Raw genomic sequence first — 21396 nt, 5'->3', positions numbered from 1 at the left:
AACGGTCCCTTGTGGCGTCGCCACCAGCCCTTTCGTACGTAGCGTGCCCATATTGGGAACCTGCGGTCCGATGTCTTCATTGCTCATGGCGACCAAGTTGACGATCTGCGGCGCCAATGTGGCGGGCGGGATTTGCGCGTGGGCCGGCGGCAGTCCCGTATGGGCTGTAAGGTAGCCACAGGCAAAAGCAATTGGGACAGCGGAAAGAGCGACAAAGCGATGCATATTCATCTCCCTTCGGTTGGTCTGCGAGCATTGGATCGCTACGATGCATAATTCGTGCGATACGGCTGGATTGTCTCACCGCGATCCGTGCCCAGAATTGAGGGAAAACCCGCAAGCACTGAATCAGCGACCTTCCTTACTGCGGCTTGAAGAAATATGCGAGGGTCCGCTCGTCAGTACGGGGCGCATAGATAATGCCCTTGCGCGTGGCCCAGGTAGTCACCTGCAAGTGGATCGGGATGATGCCGCCTTCGTTGAGGGCAATTTCGGTCGCCTCCTGAAGTAGCTTGGATCGCTCGTTGTCATCCACGGTTGCCAGCGCCTTCTCCAGCACGACATCCATCTTGGGATTGCAGTATTCACCCCAGTTGTATGTACCGAAGCCCCTCTTATTGTCCACGCAGGCCAGCAACGCGCGCAGCGGCGAACTGACTTCTCCGGTCTGCGCGCCCAAGCCGCTCAGCCCGAACGACCATTCGTGCTTGATGCCCTTGGACGCGTACGTGGCCATCGGCATGCCTTCCACCTTGGTCACGAGGCCGATACGCGTGAGGTTCTGCGCAATGGTCTCGGCGATCTGCTCGTCGTTGACATAGCGGTTGTTCGGAGTATGGAGCGTCAGGCCAAAGCCGTTGGGGTAGCCGACTTCGGCCAGCAGTTTCCTGGCCCGCTCCGGCTCGTACTTGACCGGCTTAAGGTCAGGGTTGTAGCCGAACAGAGTCGACGGCACCAGGCTGTTGGTAGGCTCCGACAGGCCTTCCATCAGACGGTCCTTGATGCCCTGCCGGTTGATGGCCATGCTGATGGCATTGCGCACCCGCGCATCGGTCTTGACATGGCTATACAGCGAGGGAGGAAGTGCCCTGCCGACGGGGTAGGAGTCCAGCGAAGTCGGCGAACTTCGGAATTGGCAACTTCTGTGGCCGGCAACGCCTACGCCAATCGCAGATCCCACAACACATCAAGTACGTGTTGCGTGGAACGCTCAACGTACCCCGCACGATGTGCAATGCCAAGCCGACGCCACAACGCCGGGCGCAGCGCACGCATGACAATGCGGCTGTCGGGCAATGGCGTAGTGGCCTCATGGGGCAACAGCGCTGCGCCGTAACCTGCCGCTACCAGACTCTTGATCGCGTCGTTGTAGTTGAGCTGAATGCGCGGCGCAGGATGGTGCCCCCCGGTCGCGAACCACTCCGCAGTCAGACGCGAGAGACGCGTGGTTGCGTCATTGAGAATGAGAGGCTGGGCGGCGAGCCATTCAGGCGTGACGCGGGCCGGACACCGCCAATGCGCCGGCACAAAGGCCATCACGGGGTCGCGGCGCCAAGGCTTTATCACGAGTCCAGCCGCCGGGGGCTGAGGCAGTGCGATCAGGCCAACATCCAGCGTTCCATCCGCCAGCCGGGACAGCGTTTCATGCGAAGTGAGTACTGCAACCTGAATGTCGATAGCGGGATGGTGCTCGCGCAGCACCTCAAGCGCCTGCGGCAACAGGTGCGCGATCACGCCGGTCGACGCACCGAGCCGCACGCGCCCTTCGAGCCCCTGCACCTGACGTTGAATATCGTCTAACGCCTGCTCCGCATCGGCCAGCAGTCGACGCGCGCGCCCCACCAGCACCTCTCCTATCGCCGACGGCCTGACATGTCCGCGCTTGCGTGACAGGAGTGGAGCCCCAATGCGGTCTTCAAGCTCAGCAATGTGGAGGCTGACCGTTGGCGGCGCCAGGTGCAATGCACGCGCCGCATCGGCAAACGAGCCACGGTCGGCAATGGCGACCAGTGTGCGCAAACGGTCCAGGCTGATCTCTCGCATGTCGGCGTCCAGATTCAGAAAAACTGAATATCCACGTTATGAAATACAACTGTCCCTATTCTAGCGCTCCATGGAACATAGGGGCTCGTTCTACTTGTCACAACCCACAGTACAACCCACAGTCACCGGAGTATTTCACGTATGAGCTCTCCCGTTGTTTTCATCGACGGCGACCAAGGCACCACCGGGTTGCAAATCCACGAACGGCTGCGCAACCGGACCGACCTTAGGCTGTTCACGCTTGCCGCTGCGGAACGCAAAGATCCGCGGCGTCGCGCGGAAGCCATCAACGCCTGCGACATCGCCATCCTCTGTTTGCCTGATGCCGCCGCGCGCGAGGCGGTGCACGCCATTGTGAATCCTGCCGTCAGGGTAATTGACGCAAGTTCCGCCCACCGCACACATCCGGACTGGACTTACGGATTTCCGGAAATGACGCAGGGACAGGCTGAGCGCATTGCCAACGCACGTCGGGTCACCAATCCCGGTTGCTATCCGACCGGTGCCATTGGCTTGCTGCGTCCCCTGCTGCAGGCTGGGCTCATACCAGGCAACTACCCCATCAGCATGCATGCGGTGTCGGGCTACTCCGGACGCGGGCGTGCCGGCGTGGAGGAACATGAGGGGCAAGGTGCCGGCAGCGCGCCTTCATACCAGGTATATGGTCTGGAACTCGCGCACAAGCACCCCCCGGAGATCCAGCAGCACGCCGGGCTCGCGCAGCGTCCCATCTTCGTCCCTGCGTATGGTGCGTTCCGCCAGGGCATCGTGCTGACGGTGCCCCTGGAGTTGCGGCTGCTGGCGCCCCACGTGGATGGCGCCACGTTACACGCATGCCTCGCACGCCACTATGCCGAGGCGGCCCATGTACGTGTGTTGCCGCTGCACGAATCGTCCGTCTTGAAGCACCTGGATCCACAGGCGCTGAACGGTACGAACGACATGCGCTTAAGCGTATTTCCTAACATGGAACACGGGCACGTCCTGCTGTCCGCGGTGTTCGATAATCTTGGCAAAGGCGCATCCGGCGCTGCGGTTCAGAACCTGAACCTGATGCTCACGCGGCAATAGTGGCCGAGGTCGGGCTAGCGGTCGACACGCTTCGCTTGCCCGGCCCCCCGCACGGCGTGGCGATACAGATGCACCACTCAAATTGGTTCATCGCAACGAGACGACTTCACCGTGCCAGCCGGCGTCGGCCCTGCTCGCGATGACCAGCGCGGCCCCTGGTCCGTCCACTGCGACGACGCAGCGGCCGTCCTCGTCCCAAACGGCACTCTTGCCTATGGATGGCCATCCGCCTGTGTCTGCGCCGTGGTTAGCCATCAATACGGCGAAGCGGTGCTGTGCCGCATAGCGCCGGAGCAACGCGGTATCCGCGGCGTAACCGTTCGCGGTGAATAGCACGCCTGCCGCGTACAGGATCGCGCCCATGGTGGACGCTTGCGCTGCATGCTCTGGATGGCCCGTGTCCGCACAAACGGCGAGCGCGACAGTCTCGCCGTCAACGGAAATCGGCGGCCCGCCTGATCCGGGCGCGAAGGTCGCGTCTTCTCCTGGATGCAGGTATTGCTTCGTATAGCTGGTGACCTTGCCGTCCGGGGTCAACGTCAGCGCGCCGATCCGCACCCCATCGTCGAAGCGCAAGGGAGCGCCCACGACGGCGGTCAGTCCGCTTCGCGTGCATTCGTGACGCAGGGGCGCGAGCCGCGCGTCGTCGTCGTGGATTGCGACTTCGCTTGCAATGGTGCTCTCGTATCCGGTCAGCGACAGCTCGGGAAAGACGACCAGGCGCGCGTGTCTCGCGGCGGCTTCGCGTAGAAACGAGAGATGCCGGTCGACGTTCTGCTGTATGTCACCGGCGACGGAAATGGATTGGGCTGCTGCTACGACGAAAGACGCTGACATCGTGGGGATCTCTCAACGGTCAATCAGATAAGACGTCCGGAAATGCGGCTCGGTATCGGTCGAGCGCCATCACATCGCCCTGTGCCGCCCAGGCCGCACAAAGTGCGGAACGCAACCGAACAAGTGCATCGGGATTGTCGACGATCCCGACACCGATGGCGAACAAGCCTGGCCGGGATCGGCCGTGCAGGCAAACTCAGAGCGTGCAATGAGCCACCACCAGCAGCCTGCGGACGCACATTTGACCAACGGGAGCTTCCTGGACTATGTTCTACTCTTGGCAAAGAAGAGAATCGTGGAAGCACTTCAACGAAAACGGGGACCATGCGTCACGACGCTCGCGCCCCGCTATTTGCAACCGCATGGAGGACCGAGGCACCTATGTCAAAGACCACCAAGAAGCAATACCTGAAGGCACTCAACCGGCGCCTGAAGAAGGAATCGGCAGGCAGGTTCGATACGGAGTTTGTGTGCTATCCGGTCGGCTCGAAACCGAAAGACGCGACTGGCGTGACAGCAAGTGCGCCCGCCGATGCGCGGATCCTCGCCGTCATGGATGCTGTCCAGGCTCGGGTATTTGCCAAGTTCGAGGACATGGCAAAACACGGATAGGCCGATGTTTCGGCGACGGCGGGCTGCAACCGGAACCCGCCGCCCCTGGCACGCCGCTCAGGCCTTGGCGGGACGCCCGGTCTTGATGGCTTCGACTTTTGAGACCGCGCTCAGCAATTGCTCCGGCGAGCTTGCGGCAAGCAGCAGCAATCCGGCGCGCAGGATCTCGCTCTTCTTGATGTGCACACCCGCGTCCAGGCACCGCTGCTTGAGCTCGGCAAGCTTCGTGTAGTCGGACTTCGGCATCGTGAAGCTGTCGCGCAGTACCTTTTCCTTCTTGGCGCCCTGCACTTTTTTCGGCACGGCCGCATCGGCGCGAGCTTCCGCCTTCGATGGCTTGCTCTTCTGGGGTTTCGTCTCGGCCTTCGTCTCGGCCTTCGTCGCAGTCTTGGTCTCGGCCTTCGGTGCAGCCTTGGTCTTGGCCTTCGTTGCGGCCTTCGTTGCGGCCTTCGTTGCGGCCTTCGTTGCGGCCTTGGTTGCGGCCTTGGTCACGGCCTTCTTGCTACCCGAGCCCCTTGGCGCCTTCCCCTTGGGGGCGGCTGCGTTGCCGTCGGCTACCGGCGCGCTCGTCGGGAAATGAAAGACCTCTTTCGTCGGCGGCTTGATGATGGGTGAATTCACGGTCATTCTCAAATCAAAAACAGGCTAAACAGTATATACCGTTTAGCGACGGGCATCTGGCGGCGCCTCAAGCCGCCACCCTCGCCCGTGAGGGGCGCCTCGGTTACTTGCTAGCGGCGTCGACGGGGATCCCGGAGCCGCTGCCGGCCGCACCGCTTCGCCCGGGCCGGCGCACGGCTCTTACCATCCCGCTGCTTCCGCCACCGCAGAAGAACTGGTCGCCGCCATCGGATTCGAGCCCCGACACGCCGACGCCGGCTGGCATCTCGATGCTCTCCAGGACCTTTCCCGTTCGGGGATCGACTTGCCTCAACTCGCTCTGCTCGCCTTCCCAGGTGCCGTGCCAGAGCTCTCCCTCGATCCAGGTGACCCCGGTGACGAAGCGATTGGACTCGATGGTGCGAAGAATCTCCCCGGTTTGGGGATCGACCTGATGGATTTTCCGCTCCCGGTACTGACCCACCCAGAGCGTCCCTTCGGCCCATGCGAGTCCCGAGTCGTTGCCGCCGCCGGGCGCCGGAATCGTGGCGACCACGCGGCCGGTCTGCGGATCGATCTTCTGGATGCGATCCTCGGCGATCTGGAACAGGTGCTGGCCATCGAAGGCCGTTCCTGCGTGTGCGGCGACATCCATCGAGCGCAGCGTCTTCCCGCTCGCCGGGTCCAGCGCGATCAGCTTGTCGCCGGTGGCAAACCAGACTTGCTGGCCGTCATACGTGACCCCATGCACGCTGTCGACACCCGGAAAGGGACCATACTCACGGATGATGTCGGCCGCTGATCGTTTCATGTTTCCATCCTCGTCATGCTGCAGTGAAGTGCTTTCTATGCAGTGCTTTCTATGAAGTGCAATCCATGAAGTGCATTCTAGTCACCCGGCAGTGGCGCGGGGAGTAACAAGGTCGTCGCGAATCCCGGCACGGGCGGCGTCAGCCAGCGGCGCGCCCGCCCGCGGCCAAACGACTGCACCTTGCCGGCTGCCGCAAGCGCGTCGAGCGCCCGCTGCACGGTGCGCTGGCTGGCGCCAAGGGCCACCGCCAGGGCCGAGCTAGACCATGATTCGCCGTCCGCAACGAAGGCGAGCACTGCCGCATGCGCCTCGTCGACGGGCCTCGCCAGCACGACAACCTCACGGGCGACGTGCGGCACCAGCGCAAACCCGCGCTGGGTCGCACTCACGCCGGCCAGCGGCCCGAGCACCGTGCGAAGCCGCCCGATTTCAACGCGTAGCCGCGCGCGATGCGACTCATCGGCGTGCCTGGCGCGGAATGCCCGCGCAACGAGCGCGTCCCTCGGCACGTCCGCGGGCCACGCTTCGGCCAGCGCGCGTGCGAGCGCGAACAGCACCGGACGCCTTGCCAGCGAAACCACCGTGTCCGCGTCACGCACGGCATGACGGCACGCGTCGACGACGAGCGCCTTGGACACTAGCAATGCCTCCACCTCATCGAGCAGGAGAAACCGCTCCTCGCCACGCGCAATCAGGCGCGCCGCGGGCGTTTTCAGGACGAGGAATGCGCTCTGGACCTCCGCCGTCAGCGCGGGGATGCCGGCGTGGCGCGCGGCGCGCTCGGCCCGGGCAAGCGCTGCGCGTGCCGCCTGCGTGCGCAGGCGCCGCATCGCAATCCCCGCGACGACCAGCGCATGGGCGGCGCTGGACGCGGGCGGAAACGGCGCGGGATCGAGCTGGGCCAGCGCAAGCTCGGCCTCGTCGAGGCGCCCGATCAGGAGGAGGCGCCGGGCTTCGAGAAACCGCGCATGCGCGGCGTTCACCCGGTCGCCGTGCGCCTCCAGGGTTGCGCGCGCCGCGTCGAGCGTCTTTGCCGGCCAGCTCAGGTCGCGCGAGGCCAGCGCGATCTCGGCCTCGGCGACGACGCACCGCGCCCGGGCCACGGTCTCTTTCGGGCCGAAGGCGCGCGCCGCGCTTCGCACCAGCGCCTTCGCGCGCACGAGATCGCCAAGCTGCGCCATCGCGATGCCGCGCAGCGCAAGCGCTGGCGCGTCGTCGCGCAAGGCGACCCGGTTCAGCGCGCCGAGCGGGTCACCCGCCGCGAGCGCGCGCGCCGCGGCCGTGATCAGCGAATCCATCTGAATCCCAATCGCGCCACACTTGTCACTCCCATCGTTCGGATGCCCGGCACTAATCTATCACGACCACCAACCCGTACATCGTACCTAGCACTGAGCACTGAGTGAGCGACGATGGACACCCAACGGAGGAAAGCATGATGACGCAACACATGACCGCGACACGCGAGGCGTGGCTGGCAGCGCGGCTCGAGCTGCTCGAGGCGGAAAAGGACCTGACGCGGCGCAGCGATGAGCTGGCGCGGCGACGCCAGGCATTGCCGTGGGTCCGGGTCGACAAGGCGTACCGGTTCGAGACCGACGAAGGCAGCGCCTCGCTGGCAGACCTCTTCCGGGGGCGCTCGCAGCTCCTTGTCTACCACTTCATGTTCGGGCCCGACTACACGGCGGGGTGCCCGTCCTGCTCGTCGATCGCGGACGGGTTCAACGGCGTCGTGGTTCACCTGGCGAACCACGACGTCACGCTGACGGCAGTGTCGCGCGCACCGCTGGCGAAACTGCAGGCGTACAAGCGGCGAATGGGGTGGACGTTTCCCTGGGCGTCCTCGTTCGGCAGCGATTTCAACTTCGATGCCAACGTCTCCTTCACCGAGACGCAACAGCGCGAGGGCGGCATCGAATACAACTACCAGCGCGGTGGCCACGCGATGGACGCAGCACCGGCCCCGGAGCCCGTCGCCCAGTTCGCAGCCACATGCGGCACCGACGCAGCCACGTACTCGCGCGATCGGCCGGGCCTGAGCGCGTTCGTGCTCGAGGATGGCGTGGTCTATCACACCTACTCCACCTATGCGCGCGGGGTGGACGGCCTCTGGGGCATGTACCAATGGCTCGACCGCGCCCCCAAGGGGCGCAACGAGACGGGCATCTGGTGGCGCCGCCACGACGAGTACGGCGAGCGCTGAGCCAAGCCATGGGCAACGCGGACGCATCCCGGGGAGCGCAGGCTCCACGAAGCTTGGTCTCAGAGCGAGCCTTCCTGGGCGTCTGCGCGCTGCTCTTCTCCGCCTGCACGGCGGTGACGATCGCCTGGTCCGCGTCCATGTCGGCGATGGGCGCGATGCCGATGCCCGGCGGCTGGACGATGTCGATGGCGTGGATGCGGATGTGCGGACAGACGTGGCCCGGCGTTGCGGCGTCATTCCTCGGCATGTGGGTCGTGATGATGGCGGCGATGATGCTGCCTTCCCTGGTGCCCATGCTGTGGCGCTACCGCCAGGCCGCCGGCACGACAGGCCCGACGCGCCTGGGCCGGCTGACCGCGCTGGTGGGCGTGGGGTACTTCGTCGTGTGGGCCGTGCTCGGCATGGCCGTCTTTGCGCTGGGTGCTGCGCTGGCGGCGCTCGAGATGCGGCTGCCGGCGCTGGCACGCGCGGCTCCGCTCATGTCGGGCGTGGTAGTCCTGAGCGCCGGCGCATTTCAGTTCACCGCCTGGAAGGCCCACCACCTTGCCTGCTGCCGAGAGGCACCTGGGCCCGGCCGCGGGCTGCGGGGGCACGCCGGCACGGCGTGGCGAAATGGGCTGCAGCTCGGCCTGACCCTCGGCCTGCACTGCAGCTGCAGCTGTGCCGGCCTGACGGCGATCCTCCTTGTCATCGGGATCATGGACCTGCGCGTGATGGCTGCCGTGACGGCAGCCATCACCGTCGAGCGTCTCGCACCGGCCGGCGAACGCGCCGCGCGCGCCATCGGCGCCGTCGTCATTGGGGCAGGGTTGATCCTGATCGCGCTGGCGTGAGACGCCATGTTCAAGCGCACGCCGATGCCGTGCCTCAGCTCGCTGCCGCTGCCGTGCCAGGCATGACGCCGGTGGACGGCAGCGGCAGCCGTGCGCAAAGCAGGCTGCTGATCGCCGACCGGGCCCACAACAGCTGGCCCAGGCTGAAGCCGACCAGATAGCCCGAGGTCGTCAGCTCGACCGTACCCGCATCCGCATGCAGCGCCATGGCAAAATTCTCGCGCGGCATTGATGCACCCACCTAATAGATGTTTGCGGATTCTAGCGCCTGGCACGCGCGAGCGCGATGATTTGTGGAGGCGCCCCGGATAGTGGGCACGGAAGCGGGCACGGATCCGCGACAGCGCCTATTTCGACGGACGCTGCGACGTGTGCATCAGCCGGTTGAGGAACCAGCGGCCGGCGGGGCCGGGCGGCGTGTCCTTGCGGTAGACCGCGAACATGGCGATCGGCGGCGTACGCGGCTGAAAGCTCTCCAGCCGCAGGGTGACCAGCTCGCCCGCATCGAGATCCCCCTGCACCATGGCCGCTGGCATGTGCCCCCAGCCGAAGCCGGCGCGCAGGAAGGCATGCTTGGCGCCCAGGTCGGCCAGGCGCCAGGTCAGCGGCGAGAACACGCCGAAGGTTTTCCCTTCGGTCAGCGTGGTGCGGTCGGTCAGGACCAATTGCACGTGCTCCTCCAGCTCCCGTACCCGGATCACACCCCTGCGCGATGCCAGCGGATGCGAGGGCGCGGCCACGGTCACCATCGGCACGTCGAGCAGCTTTTCCGCGTCCAGCGTCTCGGGAACGGCCGGCATCGATCCGCTGATGCCGAGCCGGCAAACGCGCTCCAGCACCGGGCGCATGACCGCGCCCAGTGCCTCGACATACAAGCGCAGCGGCGTATGCGGAAACGCGTCGCGGAACTCGCCGACCGCCCCCGTCAGCGGGGCCATCGGGTACATGACATCCACCACCACCGACAGCTCGGGTTCGAGCCCTTCGGCAATGGTGCGCGCCTTCGACTTGAAGCCGTCCATGCCGCCCACCACCACACGCGCCTGCGCCAGCAGCGCGGTTCCCTGCTCCGTCAGGCGCGGGTAGCGGCCGCTGCGATCGAACAACTGCACATCGATCTGCCCCTCCAGGTTGGCCAGCGTATGGCTGACCACCGACTGCGCGCGCCGCAGCTTGCGCCCCGCCGCGGAGAAACTGCCCTCGTCGGCGGCAGCGATGAAGGTGCGGAGCTGGTCCAGGGATACGCCGTCGAGCATGTATCTACTCCTTAGATGGATCTCATCGAGAAATATAGGCTACCAAGAGAGATGTCGAGTACCTAATCTTTGGTCATGCGATCACCGAAGGAGACTTTCATGGAAAACGCAGCGCACGCCCGACATGCCGGGGAGCCGGCCCGGATCCATCACCGCACCGCACGGCCGGATGCGGCAAACAACCGTGGCATCGTGCTTCGCACCGGTGGCCACCGCCATGGCGCCGTCTCGCGGATCGTCAGTCCCGGCGACGTTGGCAAGCTGATCAAGCCTTTTGTCTTCCTCGACTACTTCGACTTCGCTCCCTCCGGCGACGCGCTGTTCCCCATGCACCCGCACTCGGGCATTGCCACCCTCACCGTGCTGCTCGAGGGCGAACTGCAGTATGAGGACACCACCGGCGCGGCCGGCGTGTTGATGGCGGGCGGCCTGGAATGGATGCGGGCGGGTAACGGCATCTGGCACTCAGCCAGCCCTGCGAAGGGCGACCGCCTCCAGGGCTACCAGCTATGGCTTGCCCTGCCGCGCAGCCTGGAGAACGGCACCCCGCACAGCCAATACCTGCCTGCGTCGTCCGTGCCGCGCAGCGGACCGGCGCGCGTGATACTCGGCTCGCTGGCTGGCAGGGACAGCCCGGTAGCCGCGCCATCCGGGGCGGCACTGCTGCACGTGCGCCTGGCCGCTGGCGAGAGCTGGCGCTACCAGGCGCCCGCCGGCCACACCGTGGCTTGGGCACACGTCAACCGCGGCACGCTGGCGACTGGCGGCGAGCGGCTGAAGGACGAACTCGCGGTCTTCACGCAGTCCGAGGACGCGCTCGATTTCACTGCCGAAACCGATGCGGATTTCATCGTCGCGTCAGCCGTTCCCCATCCGCACGACCTGGCACTTGGCTACTACTCCGTCCATACGTCGAACGACGCGCTGCGCAAGGGCGAGGCCGAAATCGCCAGGGTCGGCATGCAGCTACATGCCGATGGCCCACCCGCAGGGAGAACATCATGAACATCGCAGCAGAGCTATTGCGGCAACACCTCCGGTGGCTGGTTGATGACAACCAGCAATGGCAGGAACTGATTGCCGAGGACATCGTGTGGGAGTTGCCCTACGCGCCCGGCATCGGGCATCCGGCGCGATTGAGCGGCCGGGACGCGGTGATCCGCCATGTCTCCTGGTTCATCGGCGCGGTCTCCGACTTCCGCTTCTTCGACGCGCAGATCCTGCCCGCGGCGGATCCCCAGCAAGCCGTTGCGCGAGTGCATGCCGGAGGGCTGATCAAGTYGACCGGGCGCGTCTACCGGCAGGAGTACGTCGTTTTTCTGACCGCCAGCGACGGCAGGATCGCGCACCTGCGCGAGTACTTCGACCCCGTGCAGGCTGCACTGGCGCTGGACACCCCGATTGTGGGCATTACCTCAAGGAGCCTTTGATGAAAGCCATCCGTGTAGCCGCTTACGGCGGCCCCCATTCACTTGTACTGCAGGAACTCGATGATCCCCGCCCTGGCGACGACGAGGTGCTGATCGATGTGGCCGCCACCTCGGTCAACCCGATCGACTGGAAGATCGTCAGCGGGGCCATGCAGGCGTTCATTCCACTACCGTTGCCCCTCACGCCCGGGGTGGATGCGGCCGGGACTGTCGTCGCGGTCGGGCGCAACGTCACCACGCTGGCGCCGGGCGACGAAGTGCTGGGATTCATCGGCATCGTCGGTGGCTATGCAACCCGCGCCGTGGTGGAGGCCGGGCGCCTTGCCCGCAAGCCGAAGCATCTCGGGTTCCTGGAGGCCGCCAGTATTCCCGCGGCTGGCTTGACTGCCTGGCAGGCGCTGCACGAGCACGGCAAGCTGCAGGCAGGACAGAAAGTCCTGATCCATGCCGCTGCCGGCGGCGTCGGCAGCGCGGCCGTGCAACTGGCAAACCTGGCCGGCGCACAGGTGATCGGCAYGGCTTCGGCCGCCAACCGGGGCTACCTGCGGGAACTGGGGGCGGCGGAGGTGATCGACTACACTGCGGAGGACTTTGCCACCAAGGTTGCAGGCATCGATCTTGTCCTCGACCTGGTCGGCAGCGACACGCAACAGCGTTCCTGGCCGGTACTCAAGCGCGGCGGCGTGCTGGTCTCCACCGTCAGCCCACCGGATGCCAGGCGCGCCCAGGAAGCCGGCGCAGCGGGAAAGCACTTTGCGACGCGCTCCGATGGCGCCCAGCTCCACACGCTGGCCTCGCTGTACGCGTCCGGAAAGCTGCGCGCTGAAATCGACGCCACCTATCCACTCGCTGATGCTGGCGAGGCAATGGCAAAGAGCATGGCTCGGCATGTGCGCGGCAAGGTGGTCATCCAGACGGCATAGGGAGCCGCACTGCCTCGGCGAATATAATGCCGGGTTGCTCCTTTGCCCCGCATCCGTCCATGAAGAAAGCCGCATTGTTGACCCTGGCGCTGGCCTTGCACGCAACCGCGCAGGCCGCCGGCGACGCGCAGGCCGGCAAGGCGGTATTCACCTCGAAGTGTGCCTCCTGCCACAGCGTCGGGCCCTCGGCGCGCGCCGCGTTTGGCCCCCAGCTCAATGGGATCTTTGGCAGGGTCGCCGGCGCCACGACCGACTACAAGTACTCCCCCGAGATGAAGACATCGGGCGTTGTGTGGTCCGAGAAAACCTTGAGCGCGTTTATCCAGTCGCCCAGCAAGGTTGTGCCCGGCACCAGGATGCGCTTCTGGGGGATCAGCAATGAGCGGCAGATCGCGGACCTGCTGGCCTACCTGCATGCGTACCAGTAGCAAGCGCTACAGAAAGATTCAAACGCTCCGTAACCGATAGAATAGGTGCCAGCGCCACGAGGCATGGCGCTCCCAACAGATCTGATCCGGAGTTGGCATGGAACCCCTCTCATTCGAGTTTGTTACCGTCGAGGAAGCGAGGTTGATCCTGGATGGCGCCGTGCCCACGCATGGCAAGCCCGACTGGACTGGCCAGCGGCAACCCGAATCCGCGGAAGCGAAAACCCTCACGGCCAACGCGCTCAAATGGCTGGCCGTGCTGCCACCGCAGGCGCGGCCCCTGGAGCTGTGCCGCAGCTATCCGCGCATCGGCAACCAGCTGGCAGCGCTTTGGGCTGACCCAGCCGCGCTATCGGCCTACCTGGCCGACCTGCTGATCGACAAGCGCGGCGGCCGCCAGGGGTTCCCTGACGGCATCGCGCTTGAATTATCGCAATTGCAGGAGCACCTTCTGCGCACGATGGAGCCGTAACGGCATAGCGCCATAGCCGCTTTGCTGCATTGCGGCGCGCCGGCAAGGATTCTGCGTTCCGCTTAGTGCGCTCTTCCCGGCGTGCAGTCTTCCACCATGCCGGAGATGCGGCTGGCGCTCAGCATGGGGTGCCATTCCCCGGAGCTGCGGATCTCGACGTCGGTGCCCTCGGCGCCCTCGGTAGCGCGGCGCAGGCTGACCAGGTGGAAGAACTTGTATTCATCCGCGTCCGCACGCCCGACCCGGATATCGACCTTGCCGGGTTCCGGGTACGCGATCACGGTGGCGTCGTCGCCCAGCCGCTGCTTCAGGCACAGCACCAGGTCGCCTACGCTGGCCTTGGAGTGCACGCGCTTCGGATCCATCGCCTGGATGGAATTCGCGGTCACGCCGCCCGAACAGGCTGACAGCAATTGCGCCGCCATCGCGGCAACCAGCCATGCCCGTACCCGTACCTGACCTTTTGACATTCCCGTTCCTCGGCTAAATGCGTCGGATGATGTTACATCAAGTGAATTCGGATGCTGATGCGCGCGCCGCACGCGTAACACGATGCGGCGGAAACAAAAAAGCAAAAGGCCTGCACGGATGCAGGCCTTTTGCTTTCAATCTTGGTGCCCAGGAGAGGACTCGAACCTCCACAGTGTTGCCACCGCTAGGACCTGAACCTAGTGCGTCTACCAATTTCGCCACCTGGGCTAGGTGAGGCTGCGAATTCTACCCAACGCAACGAAATTTGCAAGTGCTGGCCGCGCTGAATCAGAAGAAAAGTACAGTTTTCCCCGGGCATCGCCCGCTGCCGGCCCTGCTGGTGTCCGCCCAGTCCAGGGAAATGGACAAGCAGCCGGAAAGATTTCCATCCATCACTTGGCGCACCGTGCACGGCCCACGCCGGTTGGCCGCCCTCCCGGCCCTGCGTATTTTTCTCTAGCATTGCTTCCATGCCCTGTCGATTTCGACGGCTCCCGTTCGTCGTCCCAATGACGGCGCGCGCAAGGCTCGCCGCTTCGCAGGCAATCCCAAAGGAGATCGGACATGCATTACATCGATGGATTTGTTGTCGCCGTGCCCACAGCCAAGCGCGACATCTACCGCGCGCACGCCGAGGCCGCCGCCGTGGTGTTCAAGGATCATGGCGCGCTGGGGCTGGTCGAATGCTGGGGCGACGATGTGCCCGAAGGCAAGCTCACTTCGTTCCCGATGGCCGTCAAGCTGGAGAAGGACGAGACCGTGGTCTTCTCCTGGATCACCTGGCCATCGCGCAAGGTCCGGGACGAAGGCATGAAGGCCTCGATGGAAGATCCCAGGCTGCGCAGCCAGGGACCGATGCCGTTCGACGGCAAGCGGATGATCTTTGGCGGTTTCGAGATGATCGTCAACGCTTAGTGGCTTGGCGGCGGTGCGTGATGGACCTTGCCCGGGGTTCCCGGGCTGGGTTCGTTTTGGCCGCAGGAGCACCGCCGCCCTGTCCATGGCCGGCGACGGATCGATCACGATGCAGTTCGGTGGCTGTGAAGCGCAGACGGCCAACTGCCTGCCGATCGTCCCGGGCTGGAACGACACCGTGCGCCTGTACCGCCTGCACGCGGAGATGCTGAACGCATGGCGCAAGCGCGGATAAAAAACCGGCTCGTGGCCTGGTATCGGGAGATCAAGGCGCTGGAAGATGAAATATGGACGAACACGCAGCCGACCCCAAACCAGATTGCGCAATGGCGCGATGAAATCGAGAACATCGATGCGCATGCCAGCCGGATACGGATTCCGGAGCGCTATTTTGAGGATGCCTACGCGCTCAAGCAGGCAATCGGCGTCGTACGGGACCGGATTGCCCAGGCGGCGGCGAAGGGGAAAGCGTAGCCACGGATACGGCAGCGCGTCCTTTGGCGCCGCCTCGGACAACGTGGTCGTGCCGATGGCTGCGACAATGCTAGAATAATAAATCCATCTGGCTGGATTCATCGTGTCCGAAGCAAGCAAGCGCCCCAAGAACCCCGAACTGATCCGAACCCAGTGCCTATCCGTGATGCGGGACCTGCTGGTCTCCCAAGGCCCTGAATCGGTGACGCTCGACCTGGTGGCACAGCGCGCCGGCGTGACCAAAGGCGGGCTGCAGTATCACTACCGCAGCAAGAATGCCCTGCTCGAAGCGCTGAGAGACCAGCTCCTCGAGGAATTCGACAAGACCTATCAACACGCGCTGTCTGCCGAGCCAGATCGTCCTGGCAAACATGCCCGCGCCTACATCAAGACGTGTTTCGACGATACGGCTTCCAACAACGCGATCGGAACGCAGCGTGCCATCGCCATGCTGGCCTTGACGCTCCCCTCCTGCCGCCAGGCATGGAGCGAGCGCATGACGGACGCCCTCGCGCATGACCTCGCCGGCACCGCCGCCGAAGACCAGCTCCTCATCTGCCGGCTGGCGGCGGATGGCATGTGGTTTGCCGAGATGTTCGAGGTCTATGACGTCGATGGGGCACGCAAGGCGCGCCTGCTTGCCCTGTTGCTAGACATGTGCGACAGGGCCACCTCCTGATCAGGCTGACTGACAAGACAGGCCACATTGACCTGGAGCGCTACCCACGCTCCCACCGCGAATTCCATGCCCGCCCCCACTCCCCACACCATCAGCAACACCACACTCTCGCGCAATGGCATCGTTGAAATTCTTGCGCAACGTCCGGCCCAGCTACGTTTCGAGCAATGCGGCTTTGACGATCAAGACCTCGGCGGGCTGGATTTTTCGTCCGTGGAATTCCTGATGTGCACCTTTGCCGGTGCGCAACTGAAAAGGGCGAAGCTCGTCGAGTCGAAGTGGATGCGCTGCAAGGCTGCCGGCGCCGACTTCACGCTGGTGGACGCAGCAGAAGCACGATTCTGCAGCAGCGACCTGAACAACACGCAATGGGACCGCGCGCGGCTGTCCAGCGCCATCTTCACGGAAACCAAGCTGACCGGCGCCCGGTTCCGCGAGGCCGCCACCCTGGGCCTGGTGTTCCACAGCAGCCTGCTCGTCGGCAGCGACCTGCGCGGCTTGTCATTCCGCAAGCAACACCTGGAGCAGCTCGACTTGTCCGATGCCGACCTCGCCGGCTGCGACTTCCGGGATGCGCTGTTCGACGGCGGCAGCCTGCGCGGCGCCAACCTGAAGCAAGCCCGCTTCGATGGCGCGGACCTCCGCCTCGCCGAGCTGGGCGGACTGAACCTGATGTCTGCCGCGGCTTCGTTCAAGGGCGCCATCATCTCGGTTGAACAAGCCGCGGAGATTGTCGGCCAAGCCGGTATCCGCGTCAGCTGAATGGCCGCACAAGGCACAAGGCTATGCGGATCGCGTCCGATACGCGAAGAACGACGCGAAGCACGACGCGCTCCAGGCCTTGGTACGGCCTACCCCCGGCGTACCGCGGTCACCTTGCCGTCCTTGACGTCCAGCGTGCGGCGCTGCGGGTTGTAGTCCATGGTGCCGGGCATATGCTGGCCTTCCCGATCACCAAATCGCCAGGCGCAGCCGTTGAGCAAGGCGACGGCATTGGCCTCGCTTTTACCGATCAGGGCTTCATCGCCAAGCTTGTCCGCCTGGCAACCCTCCGGCGTGCCGCGGCCGCCCTGCGGGCCCGGGTCAGGCACCGCGCTGGCGGTGGGCTGGGCGGCGCATCCCGCCATGAGCGTTGCGAACACGATCGCGCCCGCCGAGACATGCCGGGCCCATATGCTTTGCAGTTTTGGCATTCAATTCCCTGATGGTGAGGTGGAAGAAGCCAAGTCTAGAGCAGGAAGGCGCCGCCCGAGCGCCTTGGTGCCCATGCCGCAGCACGGCCTCAACACGGCATCAACACTGCCATGACCTGGCCTTGGCTTAGCCTTAGCGCGTCCTCTTCGCAGCGTCTTGCGCCTCCGCCCACAGGCGCTCCTCCTGGGCCCGCAGCTCTGGCGTGAGCTCGGCACCAAAATCGTCGAGCTCGAACAGCGGGCGAATCTCGATCTCGGAGTCGCTTTGCATGGGGTTGGGGCAGCGCTTGACCCATTCGACGGCCTCTTCCATGGACTTGACTTGCCACAGCCAGAACCCCGCAACCACCTCCTTGGTCTCTGCGAACGGTCCATCGACCACGGACCGCTGGCTGCCAGAAAATTGCACCCGCTTGCCTTTGGCACTCGGGTGCAAGCCCTCGCCCGCGAGCATCACGCCCGCCTTGACGAGCTCTTCATTGAATTTGCCCATTGCGGTAAGCAGCTCCGTGCTGGGCATTTCGCCAGCCTCTGACTCTTTCGTTGCTTTGACCATCACCATGACACGCATCGTCGCTCTCCTTGAGTGAATTGAGGGTGCCGCACGTCCTGAAACCGGATCAGGATTGACGGGCGGCTCTGATACTACGACGAATCGGGATACCGGAAATCGACACCACCTTCAAAATATCTGGCGGGGAGCCGGCCCGGCCCGACCCGGCCCATTTTGGCCGGATTTGGCCTGATTCACCCGCGAGGCGCGACAATCACATCCGATCGGGTTCTTTAAGCCTCGCTTAAGACTCGGCCCGTAGACTGCGATCACACAAGACAACCCGGATCCCGGATAGGAGCTGCCATGACCCCCCAAGAGATGCAAGCGCTGGAAGGCTTCCTGACCCAACTCACGCAGGCCAGGGCTAGCGCCAAGGATCCCCAGGCGGACGCCCTCATCGCCGACGCGGTCGCCAGGCAGCCGGATGCCGCCTACCTGCTGGTCCAGCGCGCCATGATGCTTGACCATGCCCTGGCCACGGCAAAGACGCAGATCTCCACGCTGCAGAGCCAGTTGCAGATGGCGCAGGCCAACGGCGCCAATCGCTTCCTCGACCCGGAAAACGCCTGGGGCAACAGTGCCAACCGCGTGGCACCCAGCCCCGTCATGCCGCCGCCGATGGCCGCGCCCGTGACAGTGCCGCAGGCCTTCCAGGCGGCCCAGCCCGCGCCCGCGCAGCCATCCCGGCCCGGATTCCTGAGTGGTGGCCTGGGCGGCACGCTGGGCGGCATTGCCACGACGGCAGCCGGCGTGGCCGGCGGCGCGCTCCTGTTCCAGGGCATCGAGAACATGTTCCATCGCAACGGCAATGGCAACAGCGCAAGCGGCTTGCTGGGACAGCCAGGCACAGGCGCGCAGCCAACGGAGACGGTCGTCAACAACTACTACGGCAATGACGACCGCTCGCCGCTGGGCTCGCCGGATGCGGCATTGGACAGTGGTCTTCTGGATGATGCATCGGGCAACGACGACTTCCTGAGCGACGACACCTGGAACGCCTAGCGTGTTCGGGGGCTTGCCAGGTGTGCATGGCAGCGGCCTGGCGGCCCCGCCGCGCTGATTGAACCGCGGCACCCGGGGTGGAGATGGCACCGGCAACGGCGATACACTCTTGCACTTCTTGCGCTACGCTCGCACCCTGGGAACCCGATCCATGCCGCAACCTCACTTGCTCTATCCCGCCATCGAACCCTATGAGACCGGCACGCTAGATGTCGGCGACGGCCACGTGGTCTACTACGAACGCGTCGGCACACCCGGTGCCAAGCCGGCCGTCTTCCTGCATGGCGGCCCCGGTGGCGGCATATCGGCCGACCACCGCCGCCTGTTCGATCCGGCGCGCTACGACGTCATGCTGTTCGACCAGCGCGGCTGCGGCCGCTCCACGCCCCACGCGGGGCTGGAGGCCAATACCACGTGGCACCTTGTGGACGACATCGAGCGCCTGCGCAAGCTCGCCAACGTAGAGCGCTGGCTGGTCTTTGGCGGCTCCTGGGGCTCCACGCTGGCGCTGGCCTATGCGCAAAAGCACCCCGAGCGGACCAGCGAACTGGTGCTGCGCGGGATCTATACCGCGTCCCGTGCGGAACTGGATTGGTACTACCAGTACGGCGTATCCGAGGTATTCCCCGAGAAATGGGCCCGCTTCCAGGCGCCCATCCCGCAAGCCGAACGCGGCGACATGATGGCCGCCTACCGCAAGGTGCTGACCGGCAGCAATACCGCAAAGCAGCTGGAGGCCGCCCGCGCATGGAGCGTGTGGGAAGGGGAGACCATCACCCTGCTGCCCGACCCCGCCAACAGCGCCAAGCATGACGACGGCCATTTCGCGCTGGCGTTTGCGCGGCTGGAAAACCACTACTTCACCCATCTCGCCTGGCTGGAAGACGGCCAGTTGCTGCGCGACGCGCATCGCCTTGCCGGCATCCCCGGCGTGATCGTGCACGGGCGCTACGACATGCCCTGCCCGGCCCGCTACGCCTATGCGCTGCACCAGGCATGGCCGGGCTCGGAACTGCATCTGATTGAAGGGGCGGGGCACGCCTGGACCGAGCCCGGTATCCTGGATCAGCTGATTGCCGCCACCGACCGTTTTGCCGCGGCGCAATGATCGTCCAGGTGCTGCCAGCCCTGGGAGGCACAGCACCGACAGCGCCGACCGCGCCGAAGCGGACTTTTGATGGCCGGCGGTTGGGGTCTTGAACACCCGTGTCCTAGACTTGAAGACCGCACTGCCACCACCCCGCTGCGCATTGGCCGGCGGATAGCAAAGCGGCATTCAAAGCTCTCACCGACAGGGTGCACTATGGAATTCCTGAACTCCGGCAAAGTCCTCCCCGCAGGGCTGCCCTTCTCCGAAGCCGTGCGCGTTGGCGATACGTTCTACCTCTCGGGACAGATGGGCATCGTCCACGGCAGCACCCGCCTGGTGCCCGGCGGCATCCGCGAAGAAGCCAAGCAGGCGCTGATGAACATCCGCATCACACTGGAAGCACACGGCCTGTCGCTCAAGCACGTCGCCAAATGCACCATCTTCCTGGCCGACATCAGCGAATGGCAGGCGTTCAACGAGGTCTACAAGGAGTTCTTCCAGGCGCCCTATCCGGCGCGCAGTGCGCTTGGGGCGAATGGGTTGGCGCTTGGGGCCAGGGTGGAGGTGGAGTGTATTGCGGTGTTTAGTGGCTGAGGTGGTGGTGCGTGGCTGCGAGCGGCCACAACCCCTGGTTGCGGGAGGGGGGTGGCACAACTCGCCCTGCCGCTCTCGCCTAGAGCATGCCTCGATCTCCCTCCCTCGATACTTGCTCGCTTTTAGCCCCGCTGACGCGGGGGGTGTCTCTTGTGGGCGGGGTTTTACTGCTTCTAGCTGCTGGCGCGGCTGTACGGTGTTGGCCGTTTTGGAACGTGTGAGATGTCACTTCTCTTTACTCGTAAAGAGAAGTAACCAAGAGAAAGCGATCCTTGCAGGAGGCTGGCTTGTCGGGGTTGCGTAGCCCGGTGGTTTCGTCGTCAGGCCCCGGGTTTTAATAGCCTCATGCCGTTACCGGTTTGAATGGCCACGATCCTGCGCATGGCGCTGGTTTCGTGGTGAGGCTGCTCGGTAGCGGCATCCCTGCTCATTCACACATCTTCCGGTACCGGTTCGAAGCGCCACGATATATCACGCTRTGATGGTTTCGTGGTGGGGTGGGCGCGGTGAGAGAATTCTTCGGCCTATCAATCCGGTGCCACCGCGCCCACGACGGAAATGCGACGCTTGCAACTTCGTGGCCGGCCACTCCGCGAGCGACAGACGGCGTGAAGTTCGTGGTGGGCGCTACCGGGGGGACCACCACGAATCCTTGGACATTGGCTGGGTCGTGGTGGTCTAAACTGGTAACGGCACGAGTCCATTWGCACCCGGGGCCGTACGACGAAACCATTGGGGTCCCCAATGACGCCACGCCAGCCTCCTGCAAGGATCGCTTTCTTTTGGTTACTTATATGAACGCGCCCCGGTTTGCCAGGTAAATCATCTCATGATGCTCGGCGAGGATTTGGTTGCAGCCTTATATCCGGCCTCATGCAGGTCAAGCCTGCGGGCCCCTATGGA

The 21396-nt window shown here is 64.7% G+C and carries 26 protein-coding genes, 1 tRNA gene and 3 pseudogenes; 17 read left to right on the top strand and 13 right to left on the bottom strand.

The annotated features are described in order from the left end of the window. The 3 genes and pseudogenes from AB4061_RS38265 to AB4061_RS38255 form a co-directional block, all read right to left on the bottom strand. Positions 1-225, bottom strand: a pseudogene (locus AB4061_RS38265) (cupin); the annotation flags it as partial. 136 nt (positions 226-361) lie between these two features. Next, positions 362-1051, bottom strand: a pseudogene (locus AB4061_RS38260) (ABC transporter substrate-binding protein); the annotation flags it as partial. 107 nt (positions 1052-1158) lie between these two features. Beyond that, positions 1159-2043 carry a LysR family transcriptional regulator gene (locus tag AB4061_RS38255; protein WP_441641296.1) on the bottom strand — a complete coding sequence of 295 codons (885 nt, stop codon included), beginning with the start codon at positions 2041-2043 and terminating at the stop codon, positions 1159-1161. A gap of 141 nt (positions 2044-2184) precedes the next feature. On the opposite strand from AB4061_RS38255, the gene argC reads away from it, so the two are divergent. After that, positions 2185-3114 (top strand): N-acetyl-gamma-glutamyl-phosphate reductase, encoded by a 930-nt coding sequence (gene argC / locus AB4061_RS38250; RefSeq protein ID WP_441641295.1) that lies wholly within the window; start codon positions 2185-2187, stop codon positions 3112-3114. Positions 3115-3201: 87 nt separating this feature from the next. Here argC and AB4061_RS38245 read toward each other — a convergent pair whose 3' ends face one another. Continuing rightward, entirely contained in the window at positions 3202-3951 is a 750-nt protein-coding gene (locus AB4061_RS38245; protein ID WP_441641294.1) for a carbon-nitrogen hydrolase family protein, read from the bottom strand. A 381-nt stretch (positions 3952-4332) separates the two neighbouring features. Between AB4061_RS38245 and AB4061_RS38240 the strand changes: the two genes are divergently transcribed. Then, a complete protein-coding gene (locus tag AB4061_RS38240) occupies positions 4333-4563 on the top strand; it encodes a hypothetical protein (RefSeq protein ID WP_441641293.1) in 231 nt (76 codons plus the stop codon). A gap of 57 nt (positions 4564-4620) precedes the next feature. On the opposite strand, the gene AB4061_RS38235 is transcribed toward AB4061_RS38240, so the two are convergent. The 3 genes from AB4061_RS38235 to AB4061_RS38225 all read right to left on the bottom strand — a co-directional run bounded on the left by AB4061_RS38235 (position 4621) and on the right by AB4061_RS38225 (position 7272). Continuing rightward, positions 4621-5190: a hypothetical protein gene (locus AB4061_RS38235; protein ID WP_441641292.1), complete on the bottom strand. Its 570-nt coding sequence runs from the start codon at positions 5188-5190 to the stop codon at positions 4621-4623. 97 nt (positions 5191-5287) lie between these two features. Next, positions 5288-5974, bottom strand: coding sequence for a Vgb family protein (locus AB4061_RS38230; protein ID WP_441641291.1), 687 nt, complete (start codon positions 5972-5974; stop codon positions 5288-5290). 77 nt (positions 5975-6051) lie between these two features. Next, positions 6052-7272 carry a helix-turn-helix domain-containing protein gene (locus AB4061_RS38225; protein WP_441641290.1) on the bottom strand — a complete coding sequence of 407 codons (1221 nt, stop codon included), beginning with the start codon at positions 7270-7272 and terminating at the stop codon, positions 6052-6054. A 140-nt stretch (positions 7273-7412) separates the two neighbouring features. Between AB4061_RS38225 and AB4061_RS38220 the strand changes: the two genes are divergently transcribed. Both AB4061_RS38220 and AB4061_RS38215 read left to right on the top strand, forming a co-directional pair. After that, a complete protein-coding gene (locus AB4061_RS38220; protein ID WP_441641297.1) occupies positions 7413-8177 on the top strand; it encodes a DUF899 domain-containing protein in 765 nt (254 codons plus the stop codon). A gap of 8 nt (positions 8178-8185) precedes the next feature. Further along, positions 8186-9010 (top strand): copper chaperone, encoded by an 825-nt coding sequence (locus AB4061_RS38215; RefSeq protein WP_441641289.1) that lies wholly within the window; start codon positions 8186-8188, stop codon positions 9008-9010. A gap of 34 nt (positions 9011-9044) precedes the next feature. On the opposite strand, the gene AB4061_RS38210 is transcribed toward AB4061_RS38215, so the two are convergent. Next, positions 9045-9239, bottom strand: coding sequence for a hypothetical protein (locus tag AB4061_RS38210; protein WP_441641288.1), 195 nt, complete (start codon positions 9237-9239; stop codon positions 9045-9047). A gap of 118 nt (positions 9240-9357) precedes the next feature. Continuing rightward, positions 9358-10266 (bottom strand): LysR family transcriptional regulator, encoded by a 909-nt coding sequence (locus AB4061_RS38205; protein WP_441641287.1) that lies wholly within the window; start codon positions 10264-10266, stop codon positions 9358-9360. Between the two features lie 99 nt (positions 10267-10365). Between AB4061_RS38205 and AB4061_RS38200 the strand changes: the two genes are divergently transcribed. The 5 genes from AB4061_RS38200 (at position 10366) to AB4061_RS38180 (ending at position 13519) form a co-directional block, all read left to right on the top strand. Continuing rightward, a complete protein-coding gene (locus AB4061_RS38200; RefSeq protein WP_441641286.1) occupies positions 10366-11271 on the top strand; it encodes a pirin family protein in 906 nt (301 codons plus the stop codon). Beyond that, positions 11268-11696 (top strand): nuclear transport factor 2 family protein, encoded by a 429-nt coding sequence (locus AB4061_RS38195; protein WP_441641285.1) that lies wholly within the window; start codon positions 11268-11270, stop codon positions 11694-11696. Before AB4061_RS38200 ends, AB4061_RS38195 begins: the two co-directional genes overlap by 4 nt. Further along, complete coding sequence (locus tag AB4061_RS38190; RefSeq protein WP_441641284.1) at positions 11696-12619, top strand: NADP-dependent oxidoreductase; 924 nt, start codon at positions 11696-11698, stop codon at positions 12617-12619. The genes AB4061_RS38195 and AB4061_RS38190 overlap by 1 nt, the downstream gene beginning before the upstream one ends. A gap of 59 nt (positions 12620-12678) precedes the next feature. Beyond that, positions 12679-13047 (top strand): c-type cytochrome, encoded by a 369-nt coding sequence (locus tag AB4061_RS38185; RefSeq protein ID WP_441641283.1) that lies wholly within the window; start codon positions 12679-12681, stop codon positions 13045-13047. A 97-nt stretch (positions 13048-13144) separates the two neighbouring features. Next, a complete protein-coding gene (locus AB4061_RS38180) occupies positions 13145-13519 on the top strand; it encodes a hypothetical protein (RefSeq protein WP_441641282.1) in 375 nt (124 codons plus the stop codon). Between the two features lie 62 nt (positions 13520-13581). On the opposite strand, the gene AB4061_RS38175 is transcribed toward AB4061_RS38180, so the two are convergent. Beyond that, a complete protein-coding gene (locus tag AB4061_RS38175; protein ID WP_441641281.1) occupies positions 13582-13989 on the bottom strand; it encodes a hypothetical protein in 408 nt (135 codons plus the stop codon). A 142-nt stretch (positions 13990-14131) separates the two neighbouring features. Then, positions 14132-14218 (bottom strand) — tRNA-Leu (locus AB4061_RS38170). Between the two features lie 336 nt (positions 14219-14554). Between AB4061_RS38170 and AB4061_RS38165 the strand changes: the two genes are divergently transcribed. The 5 genes and pseudogenes from AB4061_RS38165 to AB4061_RS38145 all read left to right on the top strand — a co-directional run bounded on the left by AB4061_RS38165 (position 14555) and on the right by AB4061_RS38145 (position 16820). Next, positions 14555-14905, top strand: a complete 351-nt coding sequence (locus AB4061_RS38165) for a DUF1428 domain-containing protein (protein WP_441641280.1) — start codon at positions 14555-14557, stop codon at positions 14903-14905. Between the two features lie 85 nt (positions 14906-14990). After that, positions 14991-15140, top strand: coding sequence for a hypothetical protein (locus AB4061_RS38160; protein WP_441641279.1), 150 nt, complete (start codon positions 14991-14993; stop codon positions 15138-15140). Next, positions 15119-15379, top strand: a pseudogene (locus tag AB4061_RS38155) (TAXI family TRAP transporter solute-binding subunit); the annotation flags it as partial. The gene AB4061_RS38160 and the pseudogene AB4061_RS38155, both read left to right, overlap by 22 nt. 103 nt (positions 15380-15482) lie before the next feature. Beyond that, the gene (locus tag AB4061_RS38150) at positions 15483-16058 is read left to right on the top strand and encodes a TetR/AcrR family transcriptional regulator (protein ID WP_441641278.1); all 576 of its coding nucleotides are present in this window, start codon (positions 15483-15485) and stop codon (positions 16056-16058) included. Between the two features lie 66 nt (positions 16059-16124). Next, entirely contained in the window at positions 16125-16820 is a 696-nt protein-coding gene (locus tag AB4061_RS38145) for a pentapeptide repeat-containing protein (protein ID WP_441641277.1), read from the top strand. An 89-nt stretch (positions 16821-16909) separates the two neighbouring features. On the opposite strand, the gene AB4061_RS38140 is transcribed toward AB4061_RS38145, so the two are convergent. Together AB4061_RS38140 and AB4061_RS38135 are read right to left on the bottom strand one after the other, a co-directional pair. After that, complete coding sequence (locus AB4061_RS38140; protein ID WP_441641276.1) at positions 16910-17251, bottom strand: hypothetical protein; 342 nt, start codon at positions 17249-17251, stop codon at positions 16910-16912. A gap of 133 nt (positions 17252-17384) precedes the next feature. Then, positions 17385-17822, bottom strand: a complete 438-nt coding sequence (locus tag AB4061_RS38135; protein ID WP_441641275.1) for a YciI family protein — start codon at positions 17820-17822, stop codon at positions 17385-17387. A 288-nt stretch (positions 17823-18110) separates the two neighbouring features. Between AB4061_RS38135 and AB4061_RS38130 the strand changes: the two genes are divergently transcribed. From AB4061_RS38130 to AB4061_RS38120, 3 genes are all read left to right on the top strand, one after another. After that, entirely contained in the window at positions 18111-18809 is a 699-nt protein-coding gene (locus AB4061_RS38130; protein ID WP_441641274.1) for a DUF2076 domain-containing protein, read from the top strand. A 151-nt stretch (positions 18810-18960) separates the two neighbouring features. After that, positions 18961-19917, top strand: a complete 957-nt coding sequence (gene pip, locus AB4061_RS38125) for a prolyl aminopeptidase (protein ID WP_441641273.1) — start codon at positions 18961-18963, stop codon at positions 19915-19917. A 195-nt stretch (positions 19918-20112) separates the two neighbouring features. Then, positions 20113-20493, top strand: coding sequence for a RidA family protein (locus AB4061_RS38120; protein ID WP_441641272.1), 381 nt, complete (start codon positions 20113-20115; stop codon positions 20491-20493). Positions 20494-21396 lie beyond the last annotated feature (903 nt).

Source organism: Cupriavidus sp. YAF13 (assembly GCF_052113425.1).
Taxonomy (GTDB): Bacteria; Pseudomonadota; Gammaproteobacteria; order Burkholderiales; family Burkholderiaceae; genus Cupriavidus.
This window is presented reverse-complemented; position numbering and strand designations above follow the sequence as displayed.

Excerpts from the sequence above, each read along its gene's own strand:
- AB4061_RS38255 (WP_441641296.1), bottom strand. The coding sequence starts at position 2,043 with ATGCGAGAGATCAGCCTGGACCGTTTGCGCACACTGGTCGCCATTGCC.
- argC (WP_441641295.1), top strand. The coding sequence starts at position 2,185 with ATGAGCTCTCCCGTTGTTTTCATCGACGGCGACCAAGGCACCACCGGG.
- AB4061_RS38245 (WP_441641294.1), bottom strand. The coding sequence starts at position 3,951 with ATGTCAGCGTCTTTCGTCGTAGCAGCAGCCCAATCCATTTCCGTCGCC.
- AB4061_RS38240 (WP_441641293.1), top strand. The coding sequence starts at position 4,333 with ATGTCAAAGACCACCAAGAAGCAATACCTGAAGGCACTCAACCGGCGC.
- AB4061_RS38235 (WP_441641292.1), bottom strand. The coding sequence starts at position 5,190 with ATGACCGTGAATTCACCCATCATCAAGCCGCCGACGAAAGAGGTCTTT.
- AB4061_RS38230 (WP_441641291.1), bottom strand. The coding sequence starts at position 5,974 with ATGAAACGATCAGCGGCCGACATCATCCGTGAGTATGGTCCCTTTCCG.
- AB4061_RS38225 (WP_441641290.1), bottom strand. The coding sequence starts at position 7,272 with ATGGATTCGCTGATCACGGCCGCGGCGCGCGCGCTCGCGGCGGGTGAC.
- AB4061_RS38220 (WP_441641297.1), top strand. The coding sequence starts at position 7,413 with ATGACGCAACACATGACCGCGACACGCGAGGCGTGGCTGGCAGCGCGG.
- AB4061_RS38215 (WP_441641289.1), top strand. The coding sequence starts at position 8,186 with ATGGGCAACGCGGACGCATCCCGGGGAGCGCAGGCTCCACGAAGCTTG.
- AB4061_RS38210 (WP_441641288.1), bottom strand. The coding sequence starts at position 9,239 with ATGCCGCGCGAGAATTTTGCCATGGCGCTGCATGCGGATGCGGGTACG.
- AB4061_RS38205 (WP_441641287.1), bottom strand. The coding sequence starts at position 10,266 with ATGCTCGACGGCGTATCCCTGGACCAGCTCCGCACCTTCATCGCTGCC.
- AB4061_RS38200 (WP_441641286.1), top strand. The coding sequence starts at position 10,366 with ATGGAAAACGCAGCGCACGCCCGACATGCCGGGGAGCCGGCCCGGATC.
- AB4061_RS38185 (WP_441641283.1), top strand. The coding sequence starts at position 12,679 with ATGAAGAAAGCCGCATTGTTGACCCTGGCGCTGGCCTTGCACGCAACC.
- AB4061_RS38180 (WP_441641282.1), top strand. The coding sequence starts at position 13,145 with ATGGAACCCCTCTCATTCGAGTTTGTTACCGTCGAGGAAGCGAGGTTG.
- AB4061_RS38175 (WP_441641281.1), bottom strand. The coding sequence starts at position 13,989 with ATGTCAAAAGGTCAGGTACGGGTACGGGCATGGCTGGTTGCCGCGATG.
- AB4061_RS38165 (WP_441641280.1), top strand. The coding sequence starts at position 14,555 with ATGCATTACATCGATGGATTTGTTGTCGCCGTGCCCACAGCCAAGCGC.
- AB4061_RS38160 (WP_441641279.1), top strand. The coding sequence starts at position 14,991 with ATGGCCGGCGACGGATCGATCACGATGCAGTTCGGTGGCTGTGAAGCG.
- AB4061_RS38145 (WP_441641277.1), top strand. The coding sequence starts at position 16,125 with ATGCCCGCCCCCACTCCCCACACCATCAGCAACACCACACTCTCGCGC.
- AB4061_RS38140 (WP_441641276.1), bottom strand. The coding sequence starts at position 17,251 with ATGCCAAAACTGCAAAGCATATGGGCCCGGCATGTCTCGGCGGGCGCG.
- AB4061_RS38135 (WP_441641275.1), bottom strand. The coding sequence starts at position 17,822 with ATGCGTGTCATGGTGATGGTCAAAGCAACGAAAGAGTCAGAGGCTGGC.
- AB4061_RS38130 (WP_441641274.1), top strand. The coding sequence starts at position 18,111 with ATGACCCCCCAAGAGATGCAAGCGCTGGAAGGCTTCCTGACCCAACTC.
- pip (WP_441641273.1), top strand. The coding sequence starts at position 18,961 with ATGCCGCAACCTCACTTGCTCTATCCCGCCATCGAACCCTATGAGACC.
- AB4061_RS38120 (WP_441641272.1), top strand. The coding sequence starts at position 20,113 with ATGGAATTCCTGAACTCCGGCAAAGTCCTCCCCGCAGGGCTGCCCTTC.